The 24,083-nt window shown below is 63.1% G+C and carries 21 protein-coding genes and 1 tRNA gene; 2 read left to right on the top strand and 20 right to left on the bottom strand.

Going from position 1 to position 24,083, the window contains the following annotated elements:
- Positions 1-22: 22 nt before the first annotated feature.
- The 8 genes from WDX12_RS26400 to rpsL form a co-directional block, all read right to left on the bottom strand.
- The gene (locus tag WDX12_RS26400) at positions 23-316 is read right to left on the bottom strand and encodes a 50S ribosomal protein L23 (RefSeq protein ID WP_040983033.1); all 294 of its coding nucleotides are present in this window, start codon (positions 314-316) and stop codon (positions 23-25) included.
- Entirely contained in the window at positions 313-933 is a 621-nt protein-coding gene (gene rplD, locus WDX12_RS26395; protein ID WP_140784986.1) for a 50S ribosomal protein L4, read from the bottom strand. Before rplD ends, WDX12_RS26400 begins: the two co-directional genes overlap by 4 nt.
- The gene (gene rplC, locus WDX12_RS26390; RefSeq protein ID WP_095765515.1) at positions 933-1,649 is read right to left on the bottom strand and encodes a 50S ribosomal protein L3; all 717 of its coding nucleotides are present in this window, start codon (positions 1,647-1,649) and stop codon (positions 933-935) included. Before rplC ends, rplD begins: the two co-directional genes overlap by 1 nt.
- A 62-nt stretch (positions 1,650-1,711) precedes the next feature.
- A complete protein-coding gene (gene rpsJ, locus WDX12_RS26385; RefSeq protein ID WP_006205468.1) occupies positions 1,712-2,020 on the bottom strand; it encodes a 30S ribosomal protein S10 in 309 nt (102 codons plus the stop codon).
- Between the two features lie 69 nt (positions 2,021-2,089).
- Positions 2,090-3,265: an elongation factor Tu gene (gene tuf, locus WDX12_RS26380; protein WP_095765516.1), complete on the bottom strand. Its 1,176-nt coding sequence runs from the start codon at positions 3,263-3,265 to the stop codon at positions 2,090-2,092.
- A 65-nt stretch (positions 3,266-3,330) separates the two neighbouring features.
- Positions 3,331-5,421, bottom strand: a complete 2,091-nt coding sequence (gene fusA, locus WDX12_RS26375) for an elongation factor G (RefSeq protein WP_320297978.1) — start codon at positions 5,419-5,421, stop codon at positions 3,331-3,333.
- Positions 5,422-5,450: 29 nt separating this feature from the next.
- Positions 5,451-5,921, bottom strand: coding sequence for a 30S ribosomal protein S7 (rpsG, locus tag WDX12_RS26370; protein WP_027170372.1), 471 nt, complete (start codon positions 5,919-5,921; stop codon positions 5,451-5,453).
- 9 nt (positions 5,922-5,930) lie between these two features.
- Entirely contained in the window at positions 5,931-6,302 is a 372-nt protein-coding gene (rpsL, locus tag WDX12_RS26365) for a 30S ribosomal protein S12 (protein WP_006202128.1), read from the bottom strand.
- Positions 6,303-6,763: 461 nt separating this feature from the next.
- Between rpsL and WDX12_RS26360 the strand changes: the two genes are divergently transcribed.
- Positions 6,764-7,045 (top strand): transcriptional regulator, encoded by a 282-nt coding sequence (locus tag WDX12_RS26360; RefSeq protein WP_320297979.1) that lies wholly within the window; start codon positions 6,764-6,766, stop codon positions 7,043-7,045.
- An 83-nt stretch (positions 7,046-7,128) separates the two neighbouring features.
- Positions 7,129-8,058, top strand: a complete 930-nt coding sequence (locus tag WDX12_RS26355; protein ID WP_434722574.1) for a Gfo/Idh/MocA family protein — start codon at positions 7,129-7,131, stop codon at positions 8,056-8,058.
- Positions 8,059-8,090: 32 nt separating this feature from the next.
- Here WDX12_RS26355 and WDX12_RS26350 read toward each other — a convergent pair whose 3' ends face one another.
- The 12 genes from WDX12_RS26350 to WDX12_RS26295 all read right to left on the bottom strand — a co-directional run bounded on the left by WDX12_RS26350 (position 8,091) and on the right by WDX12_RS26295 (position 23,890).
- Positions 8,091-8,756 (bottom strand): O-methyltransferase, encoded by a 666-nt coding sequence (locus WDX12_RS26350; RefSeq protein ID WP_434722573.1) that lies wholly within the window; start codon positions 8,754-8,756, stop codon positions 8,091-8,093.
- Positions 8,757-8,936: 180 nt separating this feature from the next.
- On the bottom strand, positions 8,937-13,133 hold the full coding sequence (gene rpoC, locus WDX12_RS26345) for a DNA-directed RNA polymerase subunit beta' (protein WP_320297982.1): 4,197 nt from the start codon (positions 13,131-13,133) through the stop codon (positions 8,937-8,939).
- 134 nt (positions 13,134-13,267) lie between these two features.
- A complete protein-coding gene (rpoB, locus tag WDX12_RS26340; RefSeq protein ID WP_434722572.1) occupies positions 13,268-17,404 on the bottom strand; it encodes a DNA-directed RNA polymerase subunit beta in 4,137 nt (1,378 codons plus the stop codon).
- Positions 17,405-17,686: 282 nt separating this feature from the next.
- Positions 17,687-18,067 carry a 50S ribosomal protein L7/L12 gene (gene rplL, locus WDX12_RS26335; RefSeq protein ID WP_059189560.1) on the bottom strand — a complete coding sequence of 127 codons (381 nt, stop codon included), beginning with the start codon at positions 18,065-18,067 and terminating at the stop codon, positions 17,687-17,689.
- Between the two features lie 54 nt (positions 18,068-18,121).
- On the bottom strand, positions 18,122-18,640 hold the full coding sequence (rplJ, locus tag WDX12_RS26330; RefSeq protein ID WP_320297984.1) for a 50S ribosomal protein L10: 519 nt from the start codon (positions 18,638-18,640) through the stop codon (positions 18,122-18,124).
- Positions 18,641-19,064: 424 nt separating this feature from the next.
- Complete coding sequence (gene rplA, locus WDX12_RS26325) at positions 19,065-19,763, bottom strand: 50S ribosomal protein L1 (protein WP_140637120.1); 699 nt, start codon at positions 19,761-19,763, stop codon at positions 19,065-19,067.
- A 4-nt stretch (positions 19,764-19,767) separates the two neighbouring features.
- A complete protein-coding gene (rplK, locus tag WDX12_RS26320) occupies positions 19,768-20,196 on the bottom strand; it encodes a 50S ribosomal protein L11 (protein ID WP_042642146.1) in 429 nt (142 codons plus the stop codon).
- A gap of 187 nt (positions 20,197-20,383) precedes the next feature.
- Positions 20,384-20,911, bottom strand: a complete 528-nt coding sequence (nusG, locus tag WDX12_RS26315; RefSeq protein ID WP_041003121.1) for a transcription termination/antitermination protein NusG — start codon at positions 20,909-20,911, stop codon at positions 20,384-20,386.
- A gap of 27 nt (positions 20,912-20,938) precedes the next feature.
- Positions 20,939-21,142 (bottom strand): preprotein translocase subunit SecE, encoded by a 204-nt coding sequence (secE, locus tag WDX12_RS26310; protein WP_095765634.1) that lies wholly within the window; start codon positions 21,140-21,142, stop codon positions 20,939-20,941.
- Positions 21,143-21,493: 351 nt separating this feature from the next.
- Positions 21,494-21,569, bottom strand: a tRNA-Trp gene (locus WDX12_RS26305).
- 147 nt (positions 21,570-21,716) lie between these two features.
- Complete coding sequence (locus WDX12_RS26300) at positions 21,717-22,202, bottom strand: group II truncated hemoglobin (protein ID WP_434722571.1); 486 nt, start codon at positions 22,200-22,202, stop codon at positions 21,717-21,719.
- An 89-nt stretch (positions 22,203-22,291) separates the two neighbouring features.
- Complete coding sequence (locus tag WDX12_RS26295; RefSeq protein WP_320298080.1) at positions 22,292-23,890, bottom strand: hypothetical protein; 1,599 nt, start codon at positions 23,888-23,890, stop codon at positions 22,292-22,294.
- Positions 23,891-24,083 lie beyond the last annotated feature (193 nt).

Raw genomic sequence — 24,083 nt, 5'->3', positions numbered from 1 at the left:
TGTCTTGTCCTCGCGGCCTTGCTCAGAGACCCGTCGCGACGTCGATCGACTGGCCGTCGGCCAGCGTCACAACCGCCTTCTTGACGTCGCCCTGGCGGCCAACGGTGCCGCGGAAGCGCTTGATCTTGCCCTTGCGGACGAGCGTGTTCACAGCCGTCACCTTGACGCCGAAGAGAGCTTCCACGGCAGCCTTGATTTCCGGCTTCGACGCCTTCTTGGCGACGTTGAAGACGACCTGGTTCTGCTCGGAAGCCATGGTCGACTTTTCGGTGATCGCCGGCGAGACGATCACGTCGTAGTGACGAAGGTCGGTCATTTAAAGCGCTCCTCGAGAGCCTCGACGGCGGCCTTCGAAAGGACCAGCGTGCCGCGGCGCAGAATGTCGTAGACGTTGATGCCCTGGATGGGCAGCACGTCGATGTTCGGAATGTTGGTCGCGGCCAGCTTGAAGTTCTGGTCAAGCTCGGCGCCGCCGATCACCAGGGCGTTGGTGAGCCCGAGCGTCTCGAGGTTCGCCACCAGCGCCTTGGTCTTGGCTTCGGTGAGCTTCAGCTCGTCGACGATGATCAGCGAAGAGCTCTTGGCCTTGGCCGAGAGAGCGTGCTTGAGGCCAAGCGCGCGGACCTTCTTCGGCAACTCATGCTCATGGCTGCGAACGACCGGGCCGTGTGCCTTGCCGCCGCCGCGGAACTGCGGAGCGCGAGCCGAGTGGTGACGGGCGCGGCCCGTACCCTTCTGCTTGTACATCTTGGCGCCGGTGCGCGCGATTTCGGCGCGGCCCTTGGCCTTGTGCGTGCCCTGCTGCTTCTTGGCGAGCTGCCAGCGCACGACGCGCTGCAGGATGTCCTCGCGCGGGTCAAGGCCGAAAATCTCCTCGGAGAGTTTCACCTTGCCGGCGTCCTTGCCGCCCAGCGTTGTGATCTTGAGATCCATTATTCGGCTCCCTCAGTGGCCGGGGCTTCGTTCTTGGCGGCAGCGGCACGGATCGCGGCAGGCTTCGGCGCATTGGCCGGCAGCGCAACCTTGGCGGCGTCGCGAACCAGGATCCAGGCGCCCTTGACACCGGGAACCGCGCCGCGGATCAGGATCAGGCCGCGGTCGGCGTCGGTCGAGACGACCTCCACATTCTGCGTGGTGACGCGGGTGTCGCCCATGTGGCCGGCCATCTTCTTGCCCTTGAACACCTTGCCGGGGTCCTGGCGCTGGCCGGTCGAGCCGTGCGTGCGGTGCGAGACCGAGTTACCGTGCGTGGCGCGGCCACCGCCCATGTGGTGCCGCTTGATCACGCCCTGAAAACCTTTACCGGTCGAGGTGCCGGTGACGTCGACCTTCTGGCCGGCGACGAAATGCTCGACCGTCAGCTCGGCGCCGACGTCGATCATGTTGTCGGCGGAGACGCGGAACTCGGCGACCTTGGCCTTGGGCTCGACGGAGGCGGCGGCGAAATGGCCGCGCATCGCCTTCGACGTGTTCTTCACCTTGGCAAGGCCAACGCCGAGCTGGACGGCGGTGTAGCCGTTCTTCTCCTGCGTGCGCTGGGCCACGACCTGGCAGTTCTCCATCTGGAGAACGGTGACGGGAACGTGTTCGCCGGCATCGTTATAGATGCGGGTCATTCCCACCTTCTTTGCAATCACACCTGAACGCATCGGTTCAATTCCTTTAGAGTTCCGGGCCAGGGGCACCGCCCCTTACCGCGCTCTCAATTCCCTTAGAGCTTGATCTCGACGTCGACACCGGCGGCCAGATCGAGCTTCATCAAAGCATCGACCGTCTGCGGGGTCGGATCGACGATGTCGAGCAGACGCTTGTGCGTGCGCATCTCGAACTGCTCGCGGCTCTTCTTGTCGACGTGGGGCGACCGGTTGACCGTGAATTTTTCGATCCGCGTCGGCAGCGGAATGGGGCCGCGAACGTTGGCGCCGGTGCGCTTGGCGGTCGACACGATTTCGCGCGTCGAGGCGTCGAGCACCCGGTGGTCAAACGCCTTAAGGCGGATGCGGATATTCTGTCCGTTCATGCGTCAATTCCTTGTTCTGGCGCGGCGCGGGCAGCTCCCGCGCCCGCGACAGATCGGTTTCAGTCCAAATTACTCTTTGATGGTGACGACGATGCCGGCACCGACGGTGCGGCCGCCTTCACGGATGGCGAAGCGCAGCTTCTCTTCCATCGCGATCGGCACGATCAGCTCGACGTCGACGGTGATGTTGTCGCCAGGCATCACCATCTCGGTGCCGGCCGGCAGCGTCACGATGCCCGTCACGTCCGTCGTGCGGAAGTAGAACTGCGGACGGTAGTTGGTGAAGAACGGCGTGTGACGGCCGCCCTCGTCCTTGGTCAGGATGTAGGCTTCGGCCACGAACTTCTTGTGCGGCTTCACCGTGCCGGGCTTGGCCAGAACCTGGCCGCGCTCGACACCTTCACGGTCGACGCCGCGCAGCAGCGCGCCGATGTTGTCGCCGGCCTGGCCCTGGTCGAGCAGCTTGCGGAACATCTCGACGCCCGTGCAGGTCGTCTTGGTGGTCGGACGAATGCCGACGATCTCCAGCTCCTCGCCGACCTTGACCACGCCGCGCTCGACGCGGCCGGTCACCACCGTGCCGCGGCCCGAGATCGAGAACACGTCCTCGATCGGCATCAGGAACGGCTTGTCCAGCGGACGAACCGGCGTCGGGATGTAGGCGTCGACCTGAGCCATCAGCTCGCGGATGGCGTCCTCGCCGATGGTCTTGTTGCTGTCTTCCAACGCAGCCAGCGCCGAACCCTTGACGATCGGAATGTCGTCGCCGGGGAACTCGTTCTTCGACAGAAGCTCGCGAACCTCAAGCTCGACCAGCTCCAGAAGCTCGGCGTCGTCGACCTGGTCGACCTTGTTCAGGAACACAACGATCGAGGGCACGCCGACCTGGCGGGCAAGCAGGATGTGCTCGCGGGTCTGCGGCATCGGGCCGTCGGCGGCCGAAACAACCAGGATCGCGCCGTCCATCTGCGCGGCACCCGTGATCATGTTCTTCACATAGTCGGCGTGGCCGGGGCAGTCGACATGGGCATAGTGACGGTTGGCCGTCTCATACTCGACGTGCGCCGTCGAGATCGTGATGCCGCGCGCCTTCTCTTCCGGCGCCGCGTCGATCTGGTCATAGCGCTTGTATTCGCCAAAATACTTCGTGATCGCCGCCGTCAGCGACGTCTTGCCATGATCGACGTGACCGATCGTGCCAATGTTCACATGCGGCTTGGTGCGCTCGAATTTACCTTTTGCCATGTGATCTCTCCATTCCTGCCTGCCCGTGCGGGCCTTGAATTAAGGTCTCGTGCAACCCGCTCGAGTTACGCGTATTTCTTCTGAACTTCCTGGGCGACCGCGGTCGGAACCGGCTCGTAGTGGTCGAACTGCATCGTGTACTGGGCGCGGCCCTGCGACATCGAACGCAGATTGTCGACGTACTTGAACATGTTCGCGAGCGGCACCATCGCATTGATGACGACGGCAACGCCGCGCGCTTCCTGGCCCTGGATCTGACCACGGCGGCCGTTGAGGTCGCCGATGACGCCACCGACGTAATCTTCCGGCGTCACGACCTCGACCTTCATGATCGGCTCCAAGAGCTGCACGCCGAGACGCGGCGCAGCTTCCTTGAAGCAGGCGCGGGAGGCGATTTCGAACGCCAGCACCGAGGAGTCGACGTCGTGGAAGGCGCCGTCGACCAGCGTGGCCTTCACACCGATCATCGGGAAGCCGGCGAACGGGCCGGAACCCATGACGCTGTTGATGCCCTTCTCGACACCCGGGATGTATTCCTTCGGAACCGCACCGCCGACGATCTTGGACTCGAACACGAACTCTTCGCTCTCGGTGTTCGGCTCGAAGATGATCTTGACGCGAGCGAACTGACCGGTACCGCCGGTCTGCTTCTTGTGCGTGTAATCCTGCTCGTGCGTGCGGGTGATCGTCTCGCGATAGGCCACCTGCGGGGCGCCGACATTGGCTTCGACCTTGAACTCGCGACGCATGCGGTCGACGATGATGTCGAGATGCAGCTCGCCCATGCCGGCGATGATGGTCTGACCGCTTTCCTCGTCGGTCTTGACGCGGAAGGACGGATCCTCAGCCGCCAGGCGATGCAGCGCGAGGCCCATCTTTTCCTGGTCGTTCTTGGTCTTCGGCTCGATGGCGATCTGGATGACCGGATCGGGGAATTCCATGCGCTCGAGGATGACCGGGTGCAGCGGATCGCAGAGCGTGTCGCCGGTGGTCGTGTCCTTGAGGCCTGCCAGGGCGACGATGTCGCCGGCAAAAGCTTCTTCAACGTCGGCGCGCGAATTTGCATGCATCTGCAGCATGCGGCCGATGCGCTCCTTCTTGCCCTTCACGGTGTTGTCGACCGAGATGCCCTTGGCGAGCTTGCCCGAATAGATGCGGGCGAAGGTCAGCGAGCCGACGAACGGGTCGTTCATGATCTTGAACGCCAGCATCGACAGCGGCTCGTTGTCATCGGCATGACGCTCGATCTCGGCGTCGGTCTTGGCGTCGACGCCCTTGATGGCCGGCACGTCGATCGGCGACGGCAGGTATTCGACGACGGCGTCGAGCAGCGGCTGCACGCCCTTGTTCTTGAAGGCCGAGCCGCAGAACATCGGGAAGAACTTGACCGCGATGGTGCCCTTGCGGATCAGCGCGCGGATCTCGTCATTCGACGGCATCTTGCCTTCGAGGTAGTTCTCGAGCGCGGTCTCGTCCATCTCGACGGCGGCTTCGATCATCTTCTCGCGGTACTGCTCGGCCTTCGCCTTGAGGTCGGCCGGGATCTCGACGACGTCCCAGGCAGCGCCGAGCGTTTCATCGCGCCAGACAAGCGCGTTCATCTCGACGAGGTCGACAACGCCCTTGAACTCGGTCTCGGCGCCGATCGGCAACTGCATGACAACAGCCTGCGCACCGAGGCGCGAACCGATCATTTCCTCGGAGCGGTAGAAGTCGGCGCCGATCTTGTCCATCTTGTTGCAGAAGATCATGCGCGGCACGTGGTACTTGTCAGCCTGGCGCCACACGGTCTCGGTCTGCGGCTCCACGCCGGCATTGGCGTCGAGCAGCGCGATGGCACCGTCGAGCACGCGCAGCGAACGCTCGACTTCGATGGTGAAGTCGACGTGTCCGGGGGTGTCGATGATGTTGAAGCGGCGCATCTTGCCGTCGCGACCTTTCCAGAAGGTCGTGGTCGCGGCCGAGGTGATGGTGATGCCGCGTTCCTGCTCCTGCTCCATCCAGTCCATGGTGGCAGCGCCGTCATGGACTTCGCCGATCTTATGCGACTTGCCCGTGTAATACAGGACGCGCTCGGTCGTCGTCGTCTTGCCGGCGTCGATATGCGCCATGATACCGAAATTGCGGTAGTCTTCGATCTTGTATTCGCGGGCCATGGGAGGTGCCTCTCAGTCTCGTTCGCGCTTTACCAGCGGTAGTGCGCGAAGGCGCGGTTGGCTTCCGCCATCTTGTGGGTGTCTTCACGCTTCTTCACGGCCGTGCCGCGGTTGTTGGCCGCGTCCATCAGCTCGCCCGAAAGGCGGTCGACCATGGTGGTCTCGTTGCGGTTGCGCGCGGCGGCGATCAGCCAGCGGATGGCCAGCGCCTGGCGGCGCTCGGGGCGCACATCGACCGGAACCTGGTAGGTGGCGCCGCCGACGCGACGCGAGCGCACTTCCACATGCGGCGCGACATTGTCGAGCGCCTGATGGAAGACGGTGACCGGCTCCTGCTTGGTCTTGGCCTGGACCTGGTCCAGCGCGCCGTAGACGATGGTCTCGGCAACCGACTTCTTGCCGTCATACATGACGGCGTTCATGAACTTGGTGACGATCAGATCGCCGAACTTGGGGTCCGGATTGATCTCACGCTTTTCTGCACTGTGACGACGGGACATGGGAAACCCTTACTTCGGACGCTTGGCGCCGTATTTCGAACGACGCTGCTTGCGGTTCTTCACACCCTGCGTGTCGAGCACGCCACGGATGATGTGGTAGCGGACGCCCGGCAGATCCTTGACGCGGCCGCCGCGGATCATGACCACCGAGTGTTCCTGAAGGTTGTGGCCTTCACCGGGGATGTAGCCGATCACTTCAAAACCGTTGGTCAGGCGAATCTTGGCCACCTTGCGCAGCGCCGAGTTCGGCTTCTTCGGCGTCGTGGTGTAGACGCGCGTGCAGACTCCCCGCTTCTGCGGGTTCTGCTGCATGGCCGGGACCTTGTTGCGCTTCACCGGCGCCAGGCGCGGCTTGCGGATCAGCTGGTTGACGGTAGGCATTAAACCCTCTTGTCTCTCAATTCCGTGTCTGCCCTGTCAGGGCCGCTCAAAGCGTCATTCCCATACGCAAATTCGGGCAACACACCGCGCCTCGCGGTCCTGCCCGAACAAATTGCAGAGGAAGCGGAAGCCGCTTCATGCGCGCCGGAAATGTCTTTTCGCTCGTAAAACGAACCCTGTTTGAGGCAAACTCCAAAGCGTGTCGCTTCGGACAGGAGAGCCTCACATCGGTTCTGACGTCGCGGCTTCTACTCGCAACCCCAGGGTCCGTCAACCCCGGCGAGGCAAATATTGCGCCCAACTGGAGGCTGGGCAGCCATGCGAAAAACGCATGTAATTTTCTTGCGTCTTTTTTCAAGAGCGAGGAAGAAAGTGACCGGCTTTGCGCTGTCCTGCATCCCGGCTTCGTGCCAAAAGGCGGCTCGAACCGGACAATCTCCGGGAAAACGAGGAATCAGCCCGTGAACGACAATGAAGAGCGCCCGGTCACCGTGATCACCGGACGGGTCTGGAAGAAGAAAGGCGGCAAGCCGGAGGGCGTGCATGTGATGCTGGTGGCGCCCGACGATGATTCTGCCGTGCGCCGCGCCCTCGAATCGCTTGCGGCCGAAGGTTACGCCGAGGCCGAGCTCGACCAGATCGGCGACATGGAGGGCGAACCCGACGACGAGCCGCATCTGTCGGCCTATCAGGGTGCGCTGGAGGGCGAGGTTTCGATCGTCACCTTTGAAGAGCCGATCTGAAAAGCGCGGCCAGCGTCACACTTGCCGGACTCGCCGGACAGACCTGTCCTGCCTAGACATCCCTTTCATTCCTTGGAGCTTCCATGACCAGCAACGCAATCAAGCTCGGCATCGTCGGCGTGGGAAAGATCGTCCGCGACCAGCACCTGCCGGCGGTCGCGAAGGATGGCAACTACCAACTAACAGCAGCGGCCAGCCGCCACGGCAAGGTCGACGGTATTGCGAACTACCCCAACATCGAGGCGATGCTTGCGGCCGAACCTGGCCTCGAGGCGGTCTCGCTCTGCATGCCGCCGCAGTTCCGCTACGACGCCGCGCGCACCGCGCTGGAAGCGAAGAAGCATGTCTTCCTCGAAAAGCCGCCGGGCGCGACGGTGAGCGAGGTCGAGCACCTCAAGGCGCTGGCCGAAAAGAACGGTGTCTCGCTCTTCGCCAGCTGGCACTCGCGCTATGCGCCGGCGGTGGAGGCCGCTCGCGCTTTCCTCGCGTCGGCCAGACTGACTTCGGCCGCCATCAACTGGAAGGAAGACGTGCGCCGCTGGCACCCAAACCAGGAATGGATCTGGGAACCGGGCGGCTTCGGTGTGTTCGATCCCGGGATCAACGCGCTGTCGATCGCAACCCATATCCTGCCGCCCATGTTCATCACCTCGGCCATGCTCGATTTTCCCGAGAATCGCGCGGCACCGGTCGCGGCGCATGTGGCCTTCCGCACCTCCAACGGCTTGCCGGTGACGATGGAGCTCGATTGGCTGCAGACCGGCCCGCAGAGCTGGGACATCCTGGCTGAAACCGACAAGGGCAAGATGGTGCTGTCGGGCGGCGGCGCGAAACTCGCCGTCGACGGCAAGATCGTCCACGACGAGCCGGAAGCCGAATACCCGATGCTTTACAGGCACTTCGCGGAGATCGTTCGCGCCGGAACTTCCGATGTCGACCTCGCGCCGCTACAGCACGTCGCCGATGCCTTCATGCTGGGCAAGCGCAACGTGGTCGAGGCGTTCTTCGACTGAGGCAGCGCCAAAACGTCGAGGCGAACGGCACCTTACTCAACGATCGCGATGGCGAAGCCGTCATAACCCTTGGCGCCGACCGTCTGGATGGCCGTGCCGTCCAGACGCTTCTCGCCGCCGATGAACGAAAACGCGGCGCGGGCGCCTTCGACATTGGCGTCGCCGCTGTCTTTTTTCACGACCGCGCCGTCGCGGATGACGTTGTCGCAGACGACGACGGTTCCTGGGCGCGACAGCTTCATGGCCCAGGTCAGATAGTTCGGGTTGTTCGGCTTGTCGGCATCGATGAAGATCAGGTCGAACGGACCGGCACCTTCGTCAGCCAGCGCGGCAAGAGACTGCAGCGCAGGCCCCACGCGCAGGTCGATCTTGTCGGAAACCCCTGCCCGCTCGAAATTCGAACGTGCGACCTTGGCGTGGTGCGGATCGAGCTCCAGCGTCACGACGTTGCCGTCCGCCGGCAATCCCCTCGCCATCCAGATGGTCGAGTAGCCGCCGAGCGTGCCGACCTCCAGCACCTTTTTTGCGCCGCGGATGCGCACCAGCAACGACAACAGCTTGCCCTGCGCAGCCGACACGTCGATCGCCGGCAGGCCCTGATCGCGGTTGGCCTTGAGCACCGCATCCAGAACGGGATCCGCTTCGAAAAGAGAGGAAACGATATAGTCGTCCACAGCCGTCCAGGTCCTGCTGCTCATAGCTCTTCCTCGTTCGTGAAGTTAGATCAGGACGACAGCTCTAGGGCCGCCATCCTGATCTGGTCTTTTTGTTGGAGCACGATCTTTTCCGAAAACCGGCGCCCACTTTTCGGGATCATGCTCTGAAATGAAAAAAGGGGCCACGTGGGCCCCTTCTTGTCGTTTCTCATATCACACCGCTCACTGCGCGGCGTTGACCATATCGGTCAGCATCGGGTCGGCGACCTCGACACCGGAGGCCTTGCGGCGCTCGTCGATGATGAGCTCGTCGCGCGCGGTGGCGATGCGACGGATCTGGCTCATCGTGCCGCCCGTGCCGGCCGGGATCAGACGGCCGACGATGACGTTCTCCTTCAGGCCCTGCAGCATGTCGGTCTTGCCGGCAACCGCAGCCTCGGTGAGCACCCTGGTGGTCTCCTGGAAGGAAGCAGCCGAGATGAAGGACGGCGTCTGCAGCGAGGCCTTGGTGATGCCGAGCAGCACCGGCTGACCTTCGGCCGGCTTCTTGCCGTCCTCGATCAGGCGCTCGTTGACCTCTTCCAGTTCGATCACGTCGACGTGGTCGCCCGGGATGTAGGTCGAGTCGCCCTGGACGGTGATCTCGACCTTCTGCAGCATCTGGCGAACGATCACCTCGATGTGCTTGTCGTTGATCGACACGCCCTGCAGACGGTAGACTTCCTGGATCTCGTTGACGAGGTAAGAGGCAAGCGCCTCCACGCCCTTGATCGCCAGGATGTCGTGCGGCGCCGGATTGCCATCGAGGATGTAGTCGCCCTTCTCGATGACGTCGCCGTCCTGAAGATGGAACGGCTTGCCCTTCGGGATCAGGTACTCCACCGGCTCCAACGTCGAGTCATGCGGTTCGATGATGATGCGGCGCTTGTTCTTGTAGTCGCGGCCGAAGCGGATCGTGCCATCGATCTCGGCGATGATGGCGTGATCCTTCGGACGGCGAGCCTCGAACAGTTCCGCAACGCGCGGCAGACCGCCGGTGATGTCCTTGGTCTTGGCGCTTTCCATCGGGATACGCGCCAGCACGTCGCCAGGCTTCACATGGGCGCCCGGCTCGACCGAGAGGATGGCCTCTACCGAGAGCAGGAAGCGCGCATCGCCGCCCTTCGACAGCTTGCCGACCTTGCCCTTGGCGTCCTGGATGACGATCGCGGGCTTCAGGTCGCTGCCACGCGGCGTCGAACGCCAGTCGATGACCTCACGCTTGGTGATGCCGGTCGACTCGTCGGCCGTTTCCTGCACGGAGATGCCGTCGACCAGATCCTCGAACGCCACGCGACCCTCGATTTCGGTGAGGATCGGGCGGGTATAGGGATCCCACTCGGCGATGCGCTGGCCGCGCTTCACCTTGTCGCCATCGTCCACGAAGATACGCGAACCATAGGCGACGCGGTGCGTGGCGCGCTCCTTGCCGGTCTCATCGAGGATGAGCACCGCCATGTTGCGGCCCATGACCATCTGCTGGCCTTCCGAGTTGCGCACCACGTTGCGGTTGCGGATCTGCACCTTGCCCTCATACGAGGCTTCAAGGAACGAACTATCCACCACCTGCGCCGTGCCGCCCATGTGGAAGGTACGCATGGTGAGCTGGGTGCCCGGTTCGCCGATCGACTGCGCCGCGATGACGCCGACGGCCTCGCCCTGGTTCACGGGGGTACCGCGCGCCAGATCGCGTCCGTAGCAGACGGCGCACACGCCGGTCCTGACCTCGCAGGTCAGCGCCGAGCGGATGCGGATCGACTGCACGCCGGCCTTTTCGATCTGCTCCACATCGCGCTCATCCATCAGCGTGCCGGCCTTGACCAGCAACTCGCCGGAGACCGGATGGTTGATGTCGTCGAGCGCGGTGCGGCCCAGCACGCGCTGGCCGACCGAAGCGACGACCTGACCGGCATCGACGATCGGCTGCATGGTGAGGCCCTTGTCGGTGCCGCAATCCACGGAGTTGACGATGCAGTCCTGCGCCACGTCGACCAGACGGCGGGTGAGGTAACCCGAGTTCGCCGTCTTCAAGGCGGTGTCGGCCAGACCCTTGCGGGCGCCGTGGGTCGAGTTGAAATACTCGAGCACGGTGAGGCCTTCCTTGAAGTTCGAGATGATCGGCGTCTCGATGATTTCACCCGACGGCTTGGCCATCAGGCCACGCATGCCGGCAAGCTGACGCATCTGGGTGGGCGAACCGCGCGCACCCGAATGCGACATCATGTAGATCGAGTTCATCGGCTTCTGACGGCCGTTGTCCTCGAATTCCACCGCCTTGATGCGCGCCATCATCTCGTCGGCGACCTTTTCCGAGCACTTGGCCCAGGCGTCGACGACCTTGTTGTACTTCTCGCCCTGCGTGATCAGGCCGTCATTGTACTGCTGCTCGTATTCCTTGGCCAAAGCCTCGGTGTCGGAAACAAGCTTCAGCTTGGAGTCCGGGATCAGCATGTCGTCCTTGCCGAACGAGATGCCGGCACGGCAGGCATGCGCAAAGCCGAGCGCCATGATGCGGTCGCAGAAGATGACCGTCTCTTTCTGACCGCAGTGGCGGTAGACGGTGTCGATCATCTTGGAGATGTTCTTCTTCGTCATCTCCTGGTTGGCGGTCTCATACGGCACGTTGACGTTCTTCGGCAGAAGTTCGCCGATGATCATGCGGCCAGGCGTGGTGTCGTAGATCTTCGACACGACCTTGCCTTCGGCATCTACCGTGCGGAAGCGGCCCTTGATCTTGGCGTGCAGGGTGACGGCCTTGGTCTCCAGCGCATGCTGGAGTTCGCCCATGTCGGCAAACACCATGCCTTCGCCCGGCTCGTTCTGGTTGACGATCGAGAGATAGTAGAGACCGAGAACCATGTCCTGCGACGGCACGATGATCGGCGCGCCGGAGGCCGGGTGCAGGATGTTGTTGGTCGACATCATCAGCACGCGGGCTTCAAGCTGCGCTTCCAGGGACAGCGGCACGTGGACCGCCATCTGGTCGCCGTCGAAGTCGGCGTTGAAGGCGGTGCAGACCAGCGGGTGCAGCTGAATCGCCTTGCCTTCGATCAGGATCGGCTCGAACGCCTGGATGCCGAGGCGGTGCAGCGTCGGCGCGCGGTTCAACAGCACCGGATGCTCGCGGATGACCTCGTCGAGGATATCCCAAACCTCCGGACGCTCCTTCTCGACCAGCTTCTTCGCCTGCTTGACGGTCGAGGAGAAACCCTTGGCGTCGAGGCGGGCGTAGATGAAGGGCTTGAAGAGCTCGAGGGCCATCTTTTTCGGCAGGCCGCACTGATGCAGCTTGAGCTCCGGACCGGTCACGATGACCGAGCGGCCGGAATAGTCGACGCGCTTGCCGAGCAGGTTCTGGCGGAACCGGCCCTGCTTGCCCTTCAGCATGTCGGACAGCGACTTCAGCGGACGCTTGTTGGCGCCGGTGATGACGCGGCCGCGACGGCCGTTGTCGAAGAGTGCATCGACGGCTTCCTGCAGCATGCGCTTTTCGTTGCGCACGATGATGCCGGGCGCGCGCAGCTCGATCAGCCGCTTCAGGCGGTTGTTGCGGTTGATGACGCGACGGTAGAGGTCGTTGAGGTCCGACGTAGCGAAGCGGCCGCCGTCCAGCGGGACAAGCGGGCGCAGGTCCGGCGGGATCACCGGAACCACCTTCATGATCATCCATTCCGGACGGTTTCCGGATTCCATGAAGTTCTCGACGACCTTGAGCCGCTTCAGGTACTTCTTCTGCTTGAGCTCGGAGGTGGTCGAAGCCAGCTCCGAACGCAGATCGCCTGCGATCTTCTCCAGGTCCATGCCGGCCAGGAGGTCATGAATGGCCTCGGCGCCGATCATGGCGGTGAAAGAGTCCTCGCCGTACTCGTCGACGGCAAGCATGTACTCTTCCTCGCTGAGGAGCTGGTTCTCCTTCAGCGCGGTGAGGCCCGGCTCGGTGACGATGTAGTTCTCGAAGTAGAGCACGCGCTCGATGTCCTTGAGCGTCATGTCGAGCAGCGTGCCGATGCGCGAAGGCAGCGACTTCAGGAACCAGATATGGGCGACGGGCGCGGCGAGCTCGATATGGCCCATACGCTCGCGGCGGACGCGCGACAGCGTGACTTCGACGCCGCACTTTTCGCAGATGACGCCCTTGTACTTCATGCGCTTGTACTTGCCGCACAGGCACTCATAGTCCTTGATCGGACCAAAAATGCGCGCGCAGAACAGGCCGTCACGCTCCGGCTTGAAGGTGCGGTAGTTGATGGTCTCCGGCTTCTTGATCTCGCCGAACGACCAGGACAGAATCTTCTCTGGGCTGGCAAGCGAGATCCGGATCGAATCGAACACCTGCGCAGGCGCCTGCGGGTTGAAGAGATTCATGACCTCTTGGTTCATGCCGTTCTCCTTTTCGGGGTCCTCGATAACCCCTTGCATCGATCGCGGACGAAATGTCCGCAGACTGGCCGGTCGAACCGGCCGAAAAGTTTGAAGGGCGCGCCGCGCTTAGAGCGCGGCGCGCGCCATAGCCATTACTCGGCTGCGTCGGGCAGACGCGTCGGGGTCTCTTCGACCTGGGTATTCTCCAGCTCGACATTGAGGCCCAGCGAGCGCATTTCCTTGACGAGAACGTTGAAGCTCTCGGGAATGCCCGCCTCGAACGTGTCATCGCCTCGCACGATCGCCTCGTAGACCTTGGTGCGGCCGGCGACGTCGTCCGACTTCACCGTCAGCATTTCCTGCAGCGTGTAGGCGGCGCCGTAGGCTTCGAGCGCCCAGACCTCCATTTCGCCGAAGCGCTGGCCGCCGAACTGCGCCTTGCCGCCCAGCGGCTGCTGGGTGACGAGCGAGTACGGACCGATCGAGCGCGCGTGGATCTTGTCGTCCACCAGGTGATGCAGCTTGAGCATATAGATATAGCCCATCGTCACCTTGCGATCGAACGGCTCGCCGGTGCGGCCGTCATAGAGCTGCGACTGACCGCTGGTGTGCAGGCCCGCCTGCTCCAGCATGGTGTTGATGTCGGCCTCATGCGCGCCGTCGAACACCGGAGTCGCGATGGAGACGCCGCGGCGCATCTGCTCGCTCAGGCGAACGATGCTCTCGTCGTCATACTCGCGGATCGGCTCGTTACGGTCGTTGGCAGGCATGAAGCTTTCCAGCGTCTTGCGCAGCGGCTTGATGTCGCCGCCACCCTTATACGCGTCGATCAGCTCGCCGATCTTCCTGCCCATGCCGGCGCAAGCCCAGCCCAGGTGCGTTTCCAGGATCTGGCCGACATTCATGCGGCTCGGCACACCCAGCGGGTTGAGCACGATATCGGCATGCGTGCCGTCCTCGAGGAAAGGCATATCCTCGACCGGAACGATGCGCGACACGACGCCCTTGTTGCCGTGACGGCCGGCCATCTTGTCGCCCGGCTGCATCTTGCGCTTCACCGCCACGAAGACCTTGACCATCTTCATGACGCCCGGAGGCATTTCATCGCCGCGCTGCACCTTCTCGACCTTGTCCATGAAGCGCTGCTCGAGCGCCTTCTTGGACTCGTCGTACTGGCCGCGCAGAGCCTCGAGTTCGCCCTGGAGCTTCTCGTTCTCCACGGCGAACTGCCACCACTGCGAACGCGGATACTCGTCGAGCGTGTCCTTCGACAGCTTCGAGCCCTTCTTGAAGCCCTTCGGCCCGGCGATCGCTTCCTTCCCGACCAGCACGTCGGAAAGACGCGCATAGACGTTGCGGTCGAGGATCGCCTGCTCGTCGTCGCGGTCCTTGGCCAGACGCTCGATCTCCTCGCGCTCGATCGCCATCGCGCGCTCGTCCTTCTCCACGCCGTGGCGGTTGAAGACGCGCACTTCGACGACCGTGCCGAAGGTGCCCGGAGGCATGCGCATGGAGGTGTCGCGGACGTCCGAGGCCTTTTCGCCGAAGATGGCGCGCAGAAGCTTCTCTTCCGGCGTCATCGGGCTTTCGCCCTTCGGCGTGATCTTGCCGACCAGGATGTCGCCCGGCTGCACCTCGGCACCGATATAGACGATGCCGGCCTCGTCGAGGTTCTTCAGCGCCTCTTCCGAAACGTTCGGAATGTCGCGCGTGATTTCCTCCGGCCCAAGCTTGGTGTCGCGCGCCATGACCTCGAACTCCTCGATGTGGATCGAGGTGAAGACGTCATCGGCCACGATGCGCTCGGAGAGCAGGATCGAGTCCTCGTAGTTGTAGCCGTTCCACGGCATGAACGCGACCAGCACGTTGCGGCCGAGCGCCAGATCGCCGAGCTCGGTCGACGGACCGTCGGCAATGATGTCGCCCTTGTTGACGCGGTCACCCATGCGCACCAGCGGACGCTGGTTGATGCAGGTGTTCTGGTTCGAACGCTGGAACTTCATCAGCCGGTAGATATCGACGCCGGACTTGCCGGGATCGAGATCTTCCGTGGCGCGGATGACGATACGGGTCGCGTCGACCTGGTCGACCACGCCGCCGCGACGAGCACCGATGGCGGCGCCCGAGTCACGGGCGACGACCGGCTCCATGCCGGTGCCGACGAACGGCGCTTCGGCGCGCACCAGCGGCACGGCCTGACGCTGCATGTTCGAGCCCATCAGCGCGCGGTTGGCGTCGTCGTTCTCGAGGAACGGGATGAGCGCTGCCGCGACAGACACCATCTGCTTCGGCGAAACGTCCATCAGGTCGACGTTTTCGCGCGGCGCCATCATCACTTCGCCGGCGTTACGGCAAATGACGAACTCGTCGACGAAGCTGCCGTGCTTGTCGAGCTCGGCGTTGGCCTGCGCGACATAGTGCTTGGCCTCTTCCATCGCCGACAGGTAGACGACCTCGTTGGTCAGCTTGCCGCTCACGATCTTGCGGTACGGGCTTTCGATGAAGCCGTACTTGTTGACACGCGCGAAGGTGGCCAGCGAGTTGATCAGACCGATATTCGGGCCTTCCGGCGTCTCGATCGGGCAGATGCGGCCGTAATGCGTCGGGTGCACGTCGCGCACCTCGAAGCCGGCGCGCTCGCGGGTCAGACCGCCCGGTCCAAGCGCCGAAAGGCGACGCTTGTGGGTGATCTCCGACAGCGGGTTGGTCTGGTCCATGAACTGCGACAGCTGCGAGGAACCGAAGAACTCGCGCACGGCGGCAGCCGCCGGCTTGGCGTTGATCAGGTCCTGCGGCATGACCGTGTCGATCTCGATCGAGGACATGCGTTCCTTGATCGCGCGCTCCATGCGCAGCAGGCCGACGCGGTACTGGTTCTCCATCAGCTCGCCAACCGAACGCACGCGGCGGTTGCCGAGATTGTCGATGTCGTCGATCTCGCCCTTGCCGTCGCGCAGCTCGACCAGCGTCTTGACCACGGCCAGGATGTCTTCCTTGCGCAGCACACGCACGGTGTCCTCGGCCTTGAGCTCGAGGCGCATGTTCATCTTGACACGGCCGACGGCCGACAAGTCGTAGCGCTCGCTGTCGAAGAACAGCGAGTTGAACATGGCTTCGGCGGTCTCAAGCGTCGGCGGCTCGCCCGGGCGCATGACGCGGTAAATGTCGAACAGCGCGTCCTGGCGGCTCTCGTTCTTGTCGACGTTGAGCGTGTTGCGGATGTAGGCGCCGACATTGACGTGGTCGATGTCCAGGATCTGGATCTCGTCCTCGCCGGTGCCGAGCAGCACCTTCAGCGTCTTGTCGTCGATCTCGTCGCCGGCCTCGAGGAAGATCTCGCCGGTAGCATAGTTGACGATGTCCTCGGCAAGGTAGTTGCCGAGCAGATCCTCGTCAGTCGCCTTGATGGCCTTGAGACCCTTCTCGCCGAGCTGGCGAGCCTGGCGGGCGGTGATCTTCTTGCCTTGTTCGACCACGATCTCGCCGGTGTCGGCATCGACCAGGTCGCCGACGGCCTTGAGACCGCGGAAACGCTCGACGTTGAACGGAATGCGCCAGTGGTCGCCGGCGCGCTTGTAGGTGATCTTGTTGTAGAAGGTCGACAGGATCTCCTCGCCATCCATGCCGAGCGCCATCAGCAGCGACGTCACGGGAATCTTGCGGCGACGGTCGATGCGGGCGTGCACGACGTCCTTGCTATCGAACTCGATGTCGAGCCACGAGCCGCGATAGGGAATGACGCGCGCGGCAAACAGAAGCTTGCCCGACGAGTGCGACTTGCCCTTGTCATGGTCGAAGAAAACGCCCGGCGAGCGGTGCATCTGCGAGACGATGACGCGCTCGGTGCCGTTGACGATGAAGGTGCCGTTCGACGTCATGAGCGGCATGTCGCCCATGTAGACGTCCTGCTCCTTGATGTCCTTGATCGACTTGGCGCCGGTATCCTCGTCGATATCGAACACGATGAGGCGCAGCGTCACCTTGAGCGGCGCGGCATAGGTCAGGTCGCGTTGACGGCACTCGTCAACGTCGAATTTCGGTGCCTCGAACTCGTACTTCACGAACTCCAGCATCGAGGAGCCGGAAAAGTCGGAGATCGGGAAGACCGACTTGAAAACGGCCTGCAGTCCCTCGTCCGGACGGCCGCCCTTGGGCTCGTCCACCATCAGGAACTGGTCATAGGATGCCTTCTGGACCTCGATGAGGTTCGGCATCTCCGCAACTTCCGGGATCTTTCCGAAGAACTTGCGTACGCGTCTGCGGCCATTGAAAGTCTGGGTCTGGGCCATCGTCGCTCCTTAGCTATAAACTCGGGACGAACCTCGCCGCGGCTCGCCTTGCACCAACGGGCGGCCTCGGCAGCTGCCCCTATCTGTTTTTCCGGCTGCCTTGCCAATCTCTTGGGCCAATTGCTTGGCGGCTACCGGCTAAAACGGGAGAAAACCCGTTTCCGGAAGGCCGCTTTTCGGCCCTCAGGAAAGAGGTTTTCAAACGCCTCGCGCAACAAAGCCCTCCCTCAGTCCAAGGGAGGGGGCGGACGGCGCGAGACCGTCCGCCCTCGCCTAACAGGCTTACTTCAGCTCGACCTTGGCGCCAGCTGCTTCCAGCTGAGCCTTGAACTTGTCGGCATCGGCCTTGGAAACGCCTTCCTTGACCGGCTTCGGAGCCGCTTCGACCAGGTCCTTGGCTTCCTTGAGGCCAAGGCCGGTGATGGCGCGGACTTCCTTGATGACGTTGATCTTCTGGGCGCCGGCATCGGCGAGAACGACATCGAATTCCGTCTTCTCTTCAGCCGGAGCAGCGGCAGCGGCACCAGCGCCGCCAGCAGCGGCAACCGCCACCGGAGCAGCAGCCGAAACGCCCCACTTTTCTTCCAGGAGCTTCGACAGCTCAGCCGCCTCGAGGACGGTCAGCTTCGAAAGGTCGTCTACGATCTTTGCGAGATCAGCCATTTTGATATTCCTTTAGTTGGTTCGAACGTGTGTTGTTGACAGCGAGGAACGGCCTCATGCCGCCTCGTCCTTCCGGGCGTAAGCGCCGATGACACGCGCGACCGAAGCCGCGGGCGCATTGACGATCTGGGCGATCCGGGTAGCCGGCGTGGCGATCATGCCAACCAGCCTGGCGCGCAGCTCGTCGAGCGACGGTAGTGTGGCGAGTGCCTTCACACCGTCGGCGTCGAGCGAGGTCGAACCCATCGCGCCACCGAGAATGACCAACTTGTCATTCCCCTTGGCGAAATCGGACGCGACCTTTGGCGCCGCAATCGGATCCTCCGAATAAGCGACCAGCGTCTGTCCCTTGAACAGATCGATGATCGATGCGGAGTCCGTGCCCTGAAGAGCGATCTTGGCGAGACGGTTCTTCGCGACTTTGACGGTGCCACCGGCAGCGCGCATCTTCGACCGAAGGTCGTTCATTTGCGCGACGGTGATACCGGCGTAGTGGGCCACGACGACTGAACCAGCGCTTGAAAACGCATCATTCAGGCCCGTGACGAGTTCGCGTTTTTCCGCTCTGTCCACTGCCTATCTCCAGTTGACCCCTGCCCCATTAACGAGGTCAGAAGTCGGGTTGCCTTTTGCCGGCCGGGCATCCAGTAACGGATCTCCCGAACGACGCTCGAGGATCCTGCCCCCTTTCGCCACACCAGCCGGCAAGCCGGATAGTGCGCAGACAAAAGGCAAACACGGTTCGAACCTTTCATTGGAGCCTTGGCTCCTTTGTCGGGTCTTCACCCGTCTCATGCAGGCCCAAGTGAATTAAGGCTTTGGGCCGCCTGCAATCTCGGACAGGATATCCGGAAACCTTTCGGCTTCCGGGGTACCGGGCCGCCGACGGATCGGCGGTCCGGAATTCTTCTTCGTGGAGCATGATCTTTACCGAAAACCGGTTCCCGCTTTTCGGGATCATGCTCTAGCGACCGGCCTGAAGCCGGTCAGACGACACTTACGACGCGGCGAGCGTCGCGATGTCGAGCTTGAGGCCGGGGCCCATCGTCGAGGTGACCGACACCTTCTTGACGTAGTTGCCCTTGGCGCCCGCGGGCTTGGCCTTGGTCACTGCGTCCGCGAAGGCGCGGACATTTTCTTCCAGCGCCTTGACGTCGAACGAGACCTTGCCGACGCCGGCCTGGACGATGCCTGCCTTCTCGACGCGGAACTCGACGGCGCCGCCCTTCGAAGCCTTGACGGCCGCGGCCACATCAGTGGTCACGGTGCCGACCTTCGGGTTCGGCATCATGCCGCGCGGGCCGAGCACCTTACCCAGACGACCGACCAGCGGCATCATGTCCGGCGTGGCGATGCAGCGATCGAAATCGATCGTGCCCTTCTGGACGATGTCGACCAGGTCCTCGGCGCCAACGATATCGGCGCCGGCGGCCTTGGCTTCCTCGGCCTTGTCGCCACGGGCGAACACGGCGACGCGCACCGAGCGCCCGGTGCCGTTCGGCAGGTTGACCACGCCGCGGACCATCTGGTCGGCATGGCGCGGATCGACGCCGAGGTTCATCGAGATCTCGACGGTCTCGTCGAACTTCACCTTGGACCGGTCCTTGAGCAGCTGCAGCGCCTCGGAGAGGGCGTAAGCCTTGTTCGGATCGATGCCTTCGCGGCTCTTGGCAATACGCTTTGCAATCTTTGCCATGATCTTAGCCCACCACTTCCAGGCCCATCGAGCGGGCGGAACCCTCGACCATGCGCATGGCCGCCTCGACGTCGTTTGCGTTCAGGTCCTTCATCTTCTGCTCGGCGATCGCGCGCACCTTGTCGCGGCTGATCGTGCCGACCTTGGTCTTGCCTGGCTCCTTGGAGCCCGACTTCAGGTTGGCTGCCTTCTTCAGGAAGTAGCTCACCGGCGGCGTCTTCATGACGAAGGTGAACGACTTGTCCTGGTAGTAGGTGATGACGACCGGGATCGGCGATCCCTTCTCGAGCTCCTGGGTCTGCGCGTTGAACGCCTTGCAGAATTCCATGATGTTGATGCCGCGCTGACCAAGCGCCGGGCCGATCGGGGGCGACGGCGTGGCCGAGCCCGCGGCAACCTGGAGCTTGAGCTGGCCTGCAACTTTCTTAGCCATCTCTATTCCTGCCTTTTCTCATGCCGGCCCCTTTATCCGGGGAACGCCGGCGGTTGCAGTCTGGTGGTACGGTTCCGACGACCGGCTATGCCGCCTTCGCCTCCCACCCGTTCACGCGGCGCTTTTCACACCGCCCCGACGCCTTTCGGCGCGGGCGTGCCGACGCCTTGCGGCGCGGCTTTACGGATCAGCCCTTTTCGACCTGTCCGAATTCCAGATCGACGGGCACGGCGCGCCCGAAGATCGAAACTTCCACCTTGAGGCGGGCCCGCTCCTCGTCCACTTCCTGGACGACGCCGTTGAACGACGCGAAAGGACCGTCCGAAACGCGGATCGCCTCGCCGATCTCGAAGGTGACCGAAGGCTTCGGTCGCTCGACGCCTTCCTGGACCTGGTTCAGGATGCGCTGCGCCTCGGTCTCGGTGATCGGCACGGGCTTGGAGTCGCCCAGGAAGCCGGTGACCTTCGGCGTGTTCTTGACCAGCGAGAACACGGCGTCCGTCAGGTTGGCCTTCAACAGCACATAGCCCGGGAAGAATTTGCGCTCGGCATCGACCTTGCGGCCGCGACGGATCTCAACGACCTTCTCGGTCGGAACCACGATCTGCTCGATCTCACCGGACAGGCCCTTCTGCTTGGCCTTGTTCTCGATGTCCTCGGCGACCTTCTTCTCGAAGTTCGAATAGGCGTGGACGATATACCACCGCGCAGTCATTTCACGACCTCTCCGTAAACCGCCGAATTAATGTCCGAGACCCAGGATCCACTCGATCGCATAGCCCATCAGAATATCGGCAGCGAAGAAGAACAGCATCGCGATCACCGCGAATATCAGGACCATAACAGTCGAGATCATGGTTTCGCGCCGCGAGGGCCATGTCACCTTGGCCGTCTCCGCGCGAACCTGCTGGAGAAAGGTAAAGGGATTAGTGGTTTTCGAAGCCATGTGCCGCCTGTTTTCAAGACCCGTTGGCCGGGCCTCCTGGATGATCCCGCTGACCGGGACGTGCCGCCTGGGCTCTATGCGGCGCGAATCAGCACCGCTATTTCACCCACGCAAATCAGACGCGTAAAGCCGGCTTCCCAGCTCCACGCGTCGCGTGTCTGTCTTGTCTACATAAAACCGATTCTTAATCCACGCAAGTGGCAAGGGTCCGCTTTATGTCCTAACGCCGCCTCGGAACCATCCAGTCGTCCCGTCCCGGCTATGCGGGGCTTATGCCCCAATTCCTGCTAAATGGCAAGCCACCCGCCGATTTTCAACCGCGGAGGCTTCGTTTTGCCACCTTCGGGGAGATGGCACGGGCAGCAGGGCTCGAACCTACGACCTGCGGTTTTGGAGACCGCCGCTCTACCAACTGAGCTATGCCCGTGCATGCGCTTGTTCGGCGCAGGCGCTTCCTAAAAGCTTCCGGGCACTCTGTAAAGAGCACTCAGCAGCGGTTTCGGGACCTTTGCCGGAAATCTGGTTTCCATTTGCACCTGAAGCGGATCGCGCCCGCAAAACAGTGCGCCCGCGCTTAAGACTTTCCGGCCGGCGGCTTGTAGGGCCCGCCGGGCACGCCCCACCCCCAGGCCGGCATCGGCTCGGTTTCGGGATCGCAGGTCTCGCCCAGATTCGAGTTCATCCTCGCCAGCCGCGATCCCCATTCGACATAACTCATGAAGGCGGAACGGAACTCGGGGTCGTCCGGCAGGCCCACCTCATCCGCCGCGTCGGCAAGGAGATTGATCCAGCGGCGGCGCTGCTCCTCGGTCAGATGCTTGCCAAGGTGATGCATCACCATCTCGCGATGGCCGCCATGTTTCTCGCTGTAGGTCTTCGGCCCACCGAAGACCTCGCCGATGAAGGCTGCGACATGCGCGGGGTGATCCGGCGACATTTGCCTGAACACCGGCCCGACGACCGGATCCGCCGCCACCTTGTCATAAAAGGTCCGAGTCAGCCGGTTCAGCGCCTCGCTGCCGCCGGCCCATTCGTACAAAGTCGGGATGTCCTCGCTCATCGCCGCTCCTCCACTGTGCATACAGGCACGAGCAACATAGCGGCAGCGCCCCAGCCTGCTCAACCTCGCTCCATGGCCAGTATCGGGCTTCAGAGCTTCGCCGGTGCCTTCGCCTCGGCATCGGCAGCCGGAAGGAACCGGCAATTGTCCGGCCTGGGCTCGGATCTGCAAATGGTGGCGCCCGTCAGCGCATCTACCGACTGCGGCCCGGTCGTCAATCCGAAATTCTGCATCTCGCTCTGGCTGAGTTCCCTACCGCTCGCATAGAGCACCGCTTGCATGGCCGAGAACAGCGCCGGGCCGATCGCCATCTCGTCGAGATAGGCCTTGACCTTGTCGCCCATCCCCACGGAGCTCAGGCTGAGATGGGCGGTCGAGCCGACGAGACGCCTGACGCCTCCCGCGATCATTATCGCGCAGGCAGAGCCGCACGCGCCGCCCGCATCCACCGTGAGGCCGGTATGGAAGCCATCCTCGGCGGAACAACCGACAGCGCCGGGATCGCAATCCAGGAAGTCCGTCCGAGCGACCGCCACATCGAGCTTGCGCTCGCGGATCAGGCGGCCCGCGTCAAGCGCGCCTTCCACGTCGCCGCCAGGCGAACTGATGACCACCGGCAGCCTGCGCCCGCCGGCATCGTCAAGCAGTTGACGCAGTTTGTCGGGCGTGGCGGCGGTGATGGTGCCTTCGGCTGAAATCCATTCGGGGCAATCCGGATTGCAGAGCGGGTTGCTGCCGCGAACCAAAGCGAAGCGCATTTCCTCGTCTTGACTTTGCGAAGGCGCGGCTTCCGTCGGTCGAGGAGAAGCCGGCTTGGCCTCGACTGCCGCGACCGCGGCGGTCGCGCCGTCCGTGGGAACCTCGCGGCAATTCGCCGGCGCCGGATGGCGCTGGCAGATGGTTCTCTCGGTCAGCAAATCGAGCGAATCGAGGCTGGTGACGAGCTTCATCTCCAACATGTCCTCGGGCTCGATCTGCCTGATGTCGCTGGCAGGCGTCGCCTTGATCACATCCAGCACGCCCTGCTCGACGCCCATCTCCTTCAGATAGGCCGACAGTCGCTTCTCGACCGTCTTGCTCATCTCGTAGGTCTTGTAGCTGCCGGCGTTCTTGCGGCTGACGATCCTGGTGCTGATGATCTTCTTCTTGCCGTTCACGATCCGATAGGTCGTGCGGTAGAGCAGCTTCTCACGACGGTAGGTGGTGGTGATCTCGTGGACGCCGAGATAGGCCCATTCGCCGACCACGCGGCGGATGCCGCCGGCAAACATCAGCGGGCACGCCGAATTGCACATCGCGCCGCTGTCATGAGCGACGCCCAAATAGGGCTGGCCCTTGCCGCCATTGTCCCGGCAATCCTTCATCGCCGGCGAGCAGCCGGAAAACTCGGTGATGCCGACCGCGATATCGAGCTTGTTCTTGCGGACCATGCGGCCCAGCTGGATCGCGGCATCGACATTGCCGCCGGGAGAATTGACGACGATCGGCAGCGGCCTTCCGCCGAGCGTCTTCAGCAGGCGCTTCAGCAGCACCGGCGTGTCGGCCTCGATCGTGCCTTCGGCCGAAATCCATTCCGGGCAGTTCGGCTCGCAGCCCGGCGCGCTGCTGCGCACGACGACGAAGCGCATCGTCGGGCCGTAGTCCGGCGGCTCTTCCTTCGCGGCGGCGCCGAAGGCGGCCAGCCCCATGGCGGCGGCCAATCCCAGCCGAAGCAGCCCGCGCCTACACCGCATGGTCTTTGAACGGAATGTGGAAACCACGTCTGGCAAGCCCCTCGGTACGACCCATACTAGTTGTGACAACGATGCTTGCAACAGAATTGAAGAGGTCCGCGCGATACCGCTCCTAAGCAAAAGGGCGGTCCGAAGACCGCCCTTTCCG

The organism is Mesorhizobium sp. RIZ17, from assembly GCF_051127865.1.
In the GTDB taxonomy this organism is placed as follows: Bacteria; Pseudomonadota; Alphaproteobacteria; order Rhizobiales; family Rhizobiaceae; genus Mesorhizobium; species Mesorhizobium humile.
Note: the sequence above shows the minus strand (reverse complement) of the source record. Positions and strands in the feature narration are given on the sequence as shown.

Excerpts from the sequence above, each read along its gene's own strand:
- nusG (WP_041003121.1), bottom strand. The coding sequence starts at position 20,911 with ATGACTGCGCGGTGGTATATCGTCCACGCCTATTCGAACTTCGAGAAG.
- rpsL (WP_006202128.1), bottom strand. The coding sequence starts at position 6,302 with ATGCCTACCGTCAACCAGCTGATCCGCAAGCCGCGCCTGGCGCCGGTG.
- rplC (WP_095765515.1), bottom strand. The coding sequence starts at position 1,649 with ATGCGTTCAGGTGTGATTGCAAAGAAGGTGGGAATGACCCGCATCTAT.
- rplK (WP_042642146.1), bottom strand. The coding sequence starts at position 20,196 with ATGGCTAAGAAAGTTGCAGGCCAGCTCAAGCTCCAGGTTGCCGCGGGC.
- WDX12_RS26350 (WP_434722573.1), bottom strand. The coding sequence starts at position 8,756 with ATGAGCAGCAGGACCTGGACGGCTGTGGACGACTATATCGTTTCCTCT.
- secE (WP_095765634.1), bottom strand. The coding sequence starts at position 21,142 with ATGGCTTCGAAAACCACTAATCCCTTTACCTTTCTCCAGCAGGTTCGC.
- rplD (WP_140784986.1), bottom strand. The coding sequence starts at position 933 with ATGGATCTCAAGATCACAACGCTGGGCGGCAAGGACGCCGGCAAGGTG.
- WDX12_RS26400 (WP_040983033.1), bottom strand. The coding sequence starts at position 316 with ATGACCGACCTTCGTCACTACGACGTGATCGTCTCGCCGGCGATCACC.
- WDX12_RS26355 (WP_434722574.1), top strand. The coding sequence starts at position 7,129 with ATGACCAGCAACGCAATCAAGCTCGGCATCGTCGGCGTGGGAAAGATC.
- WDX12_RS26295 (WP_320298080.1), bottom strand. The coding sequence starts at position 23,890 with ATGGGGCTGGCCGCCTTCGGCGCCGCCGCGAAGGAAGAGCCGCCGGAC.
- rpoC (WP_320297982.1), bottom strand. The coding sequence starts at position 13,133 with ATGAACCAAGAGGTCATGAATCTCTTCAACCCGCAGGCGCCTGCGCAG.
- rpsJ (WP_006205468.1), bottom strand. The coding sequence starts at position 2,020 with ATGAACGGACAGAATATCCGCATCCGCCTTAAGGCGTTTGACCACCGG.
- rpoB (WP_434722572.1), bottom strand. The coding sequence starts at position 17,404 with ATGGCCCAGACCCAGACTTTCAATGGCCGCAGACGCGTACGCAAGTTC.
- rplL (WP_059189560.1), bottom strand. The coding sequence starts at position 18,067 with ATGGCTGATCTCGCAAAGATCGTAGACGACCTTTCGAAGCTGACCGTC.
- fusA (WP_320297978.1), bottom strand. The coding sequence starts at position 5,421 with ATGGCCCGCGAATACAAGATCGAAGACTACCGCAATTTCGGTATCATG.
- rplA (WP_140637120.1), bottom strand. The coding sequence starts at position 19,763 with ATGGCAAAGATTGCAAAGCGTATTGCCAAGAGCCGCGAAGGCATCGAT.
- tuf (WP_095765516.1), bottom strand. The coding sequence starts at position 3,265 with ATGGCAAAAGGTAAATTCGAGCGCACCAAGCCGCATGTGAACATTGGC.
- WDX12_RS26300 (WP_434722571.1), bottom strand. The coding sequence starts at position 22,202 with ATGAGCGAGGACATCCCGACTTTGTACGAATGGGCCGGCGGCAGCGAG.
- rpsG (WP_027170372.1), bottom strand. The coding sequence starts at position 5,921 with ATGTCCCGTCGTCACAGTGCAGAAAAGCGTGAGATCAATCCGGACCCC.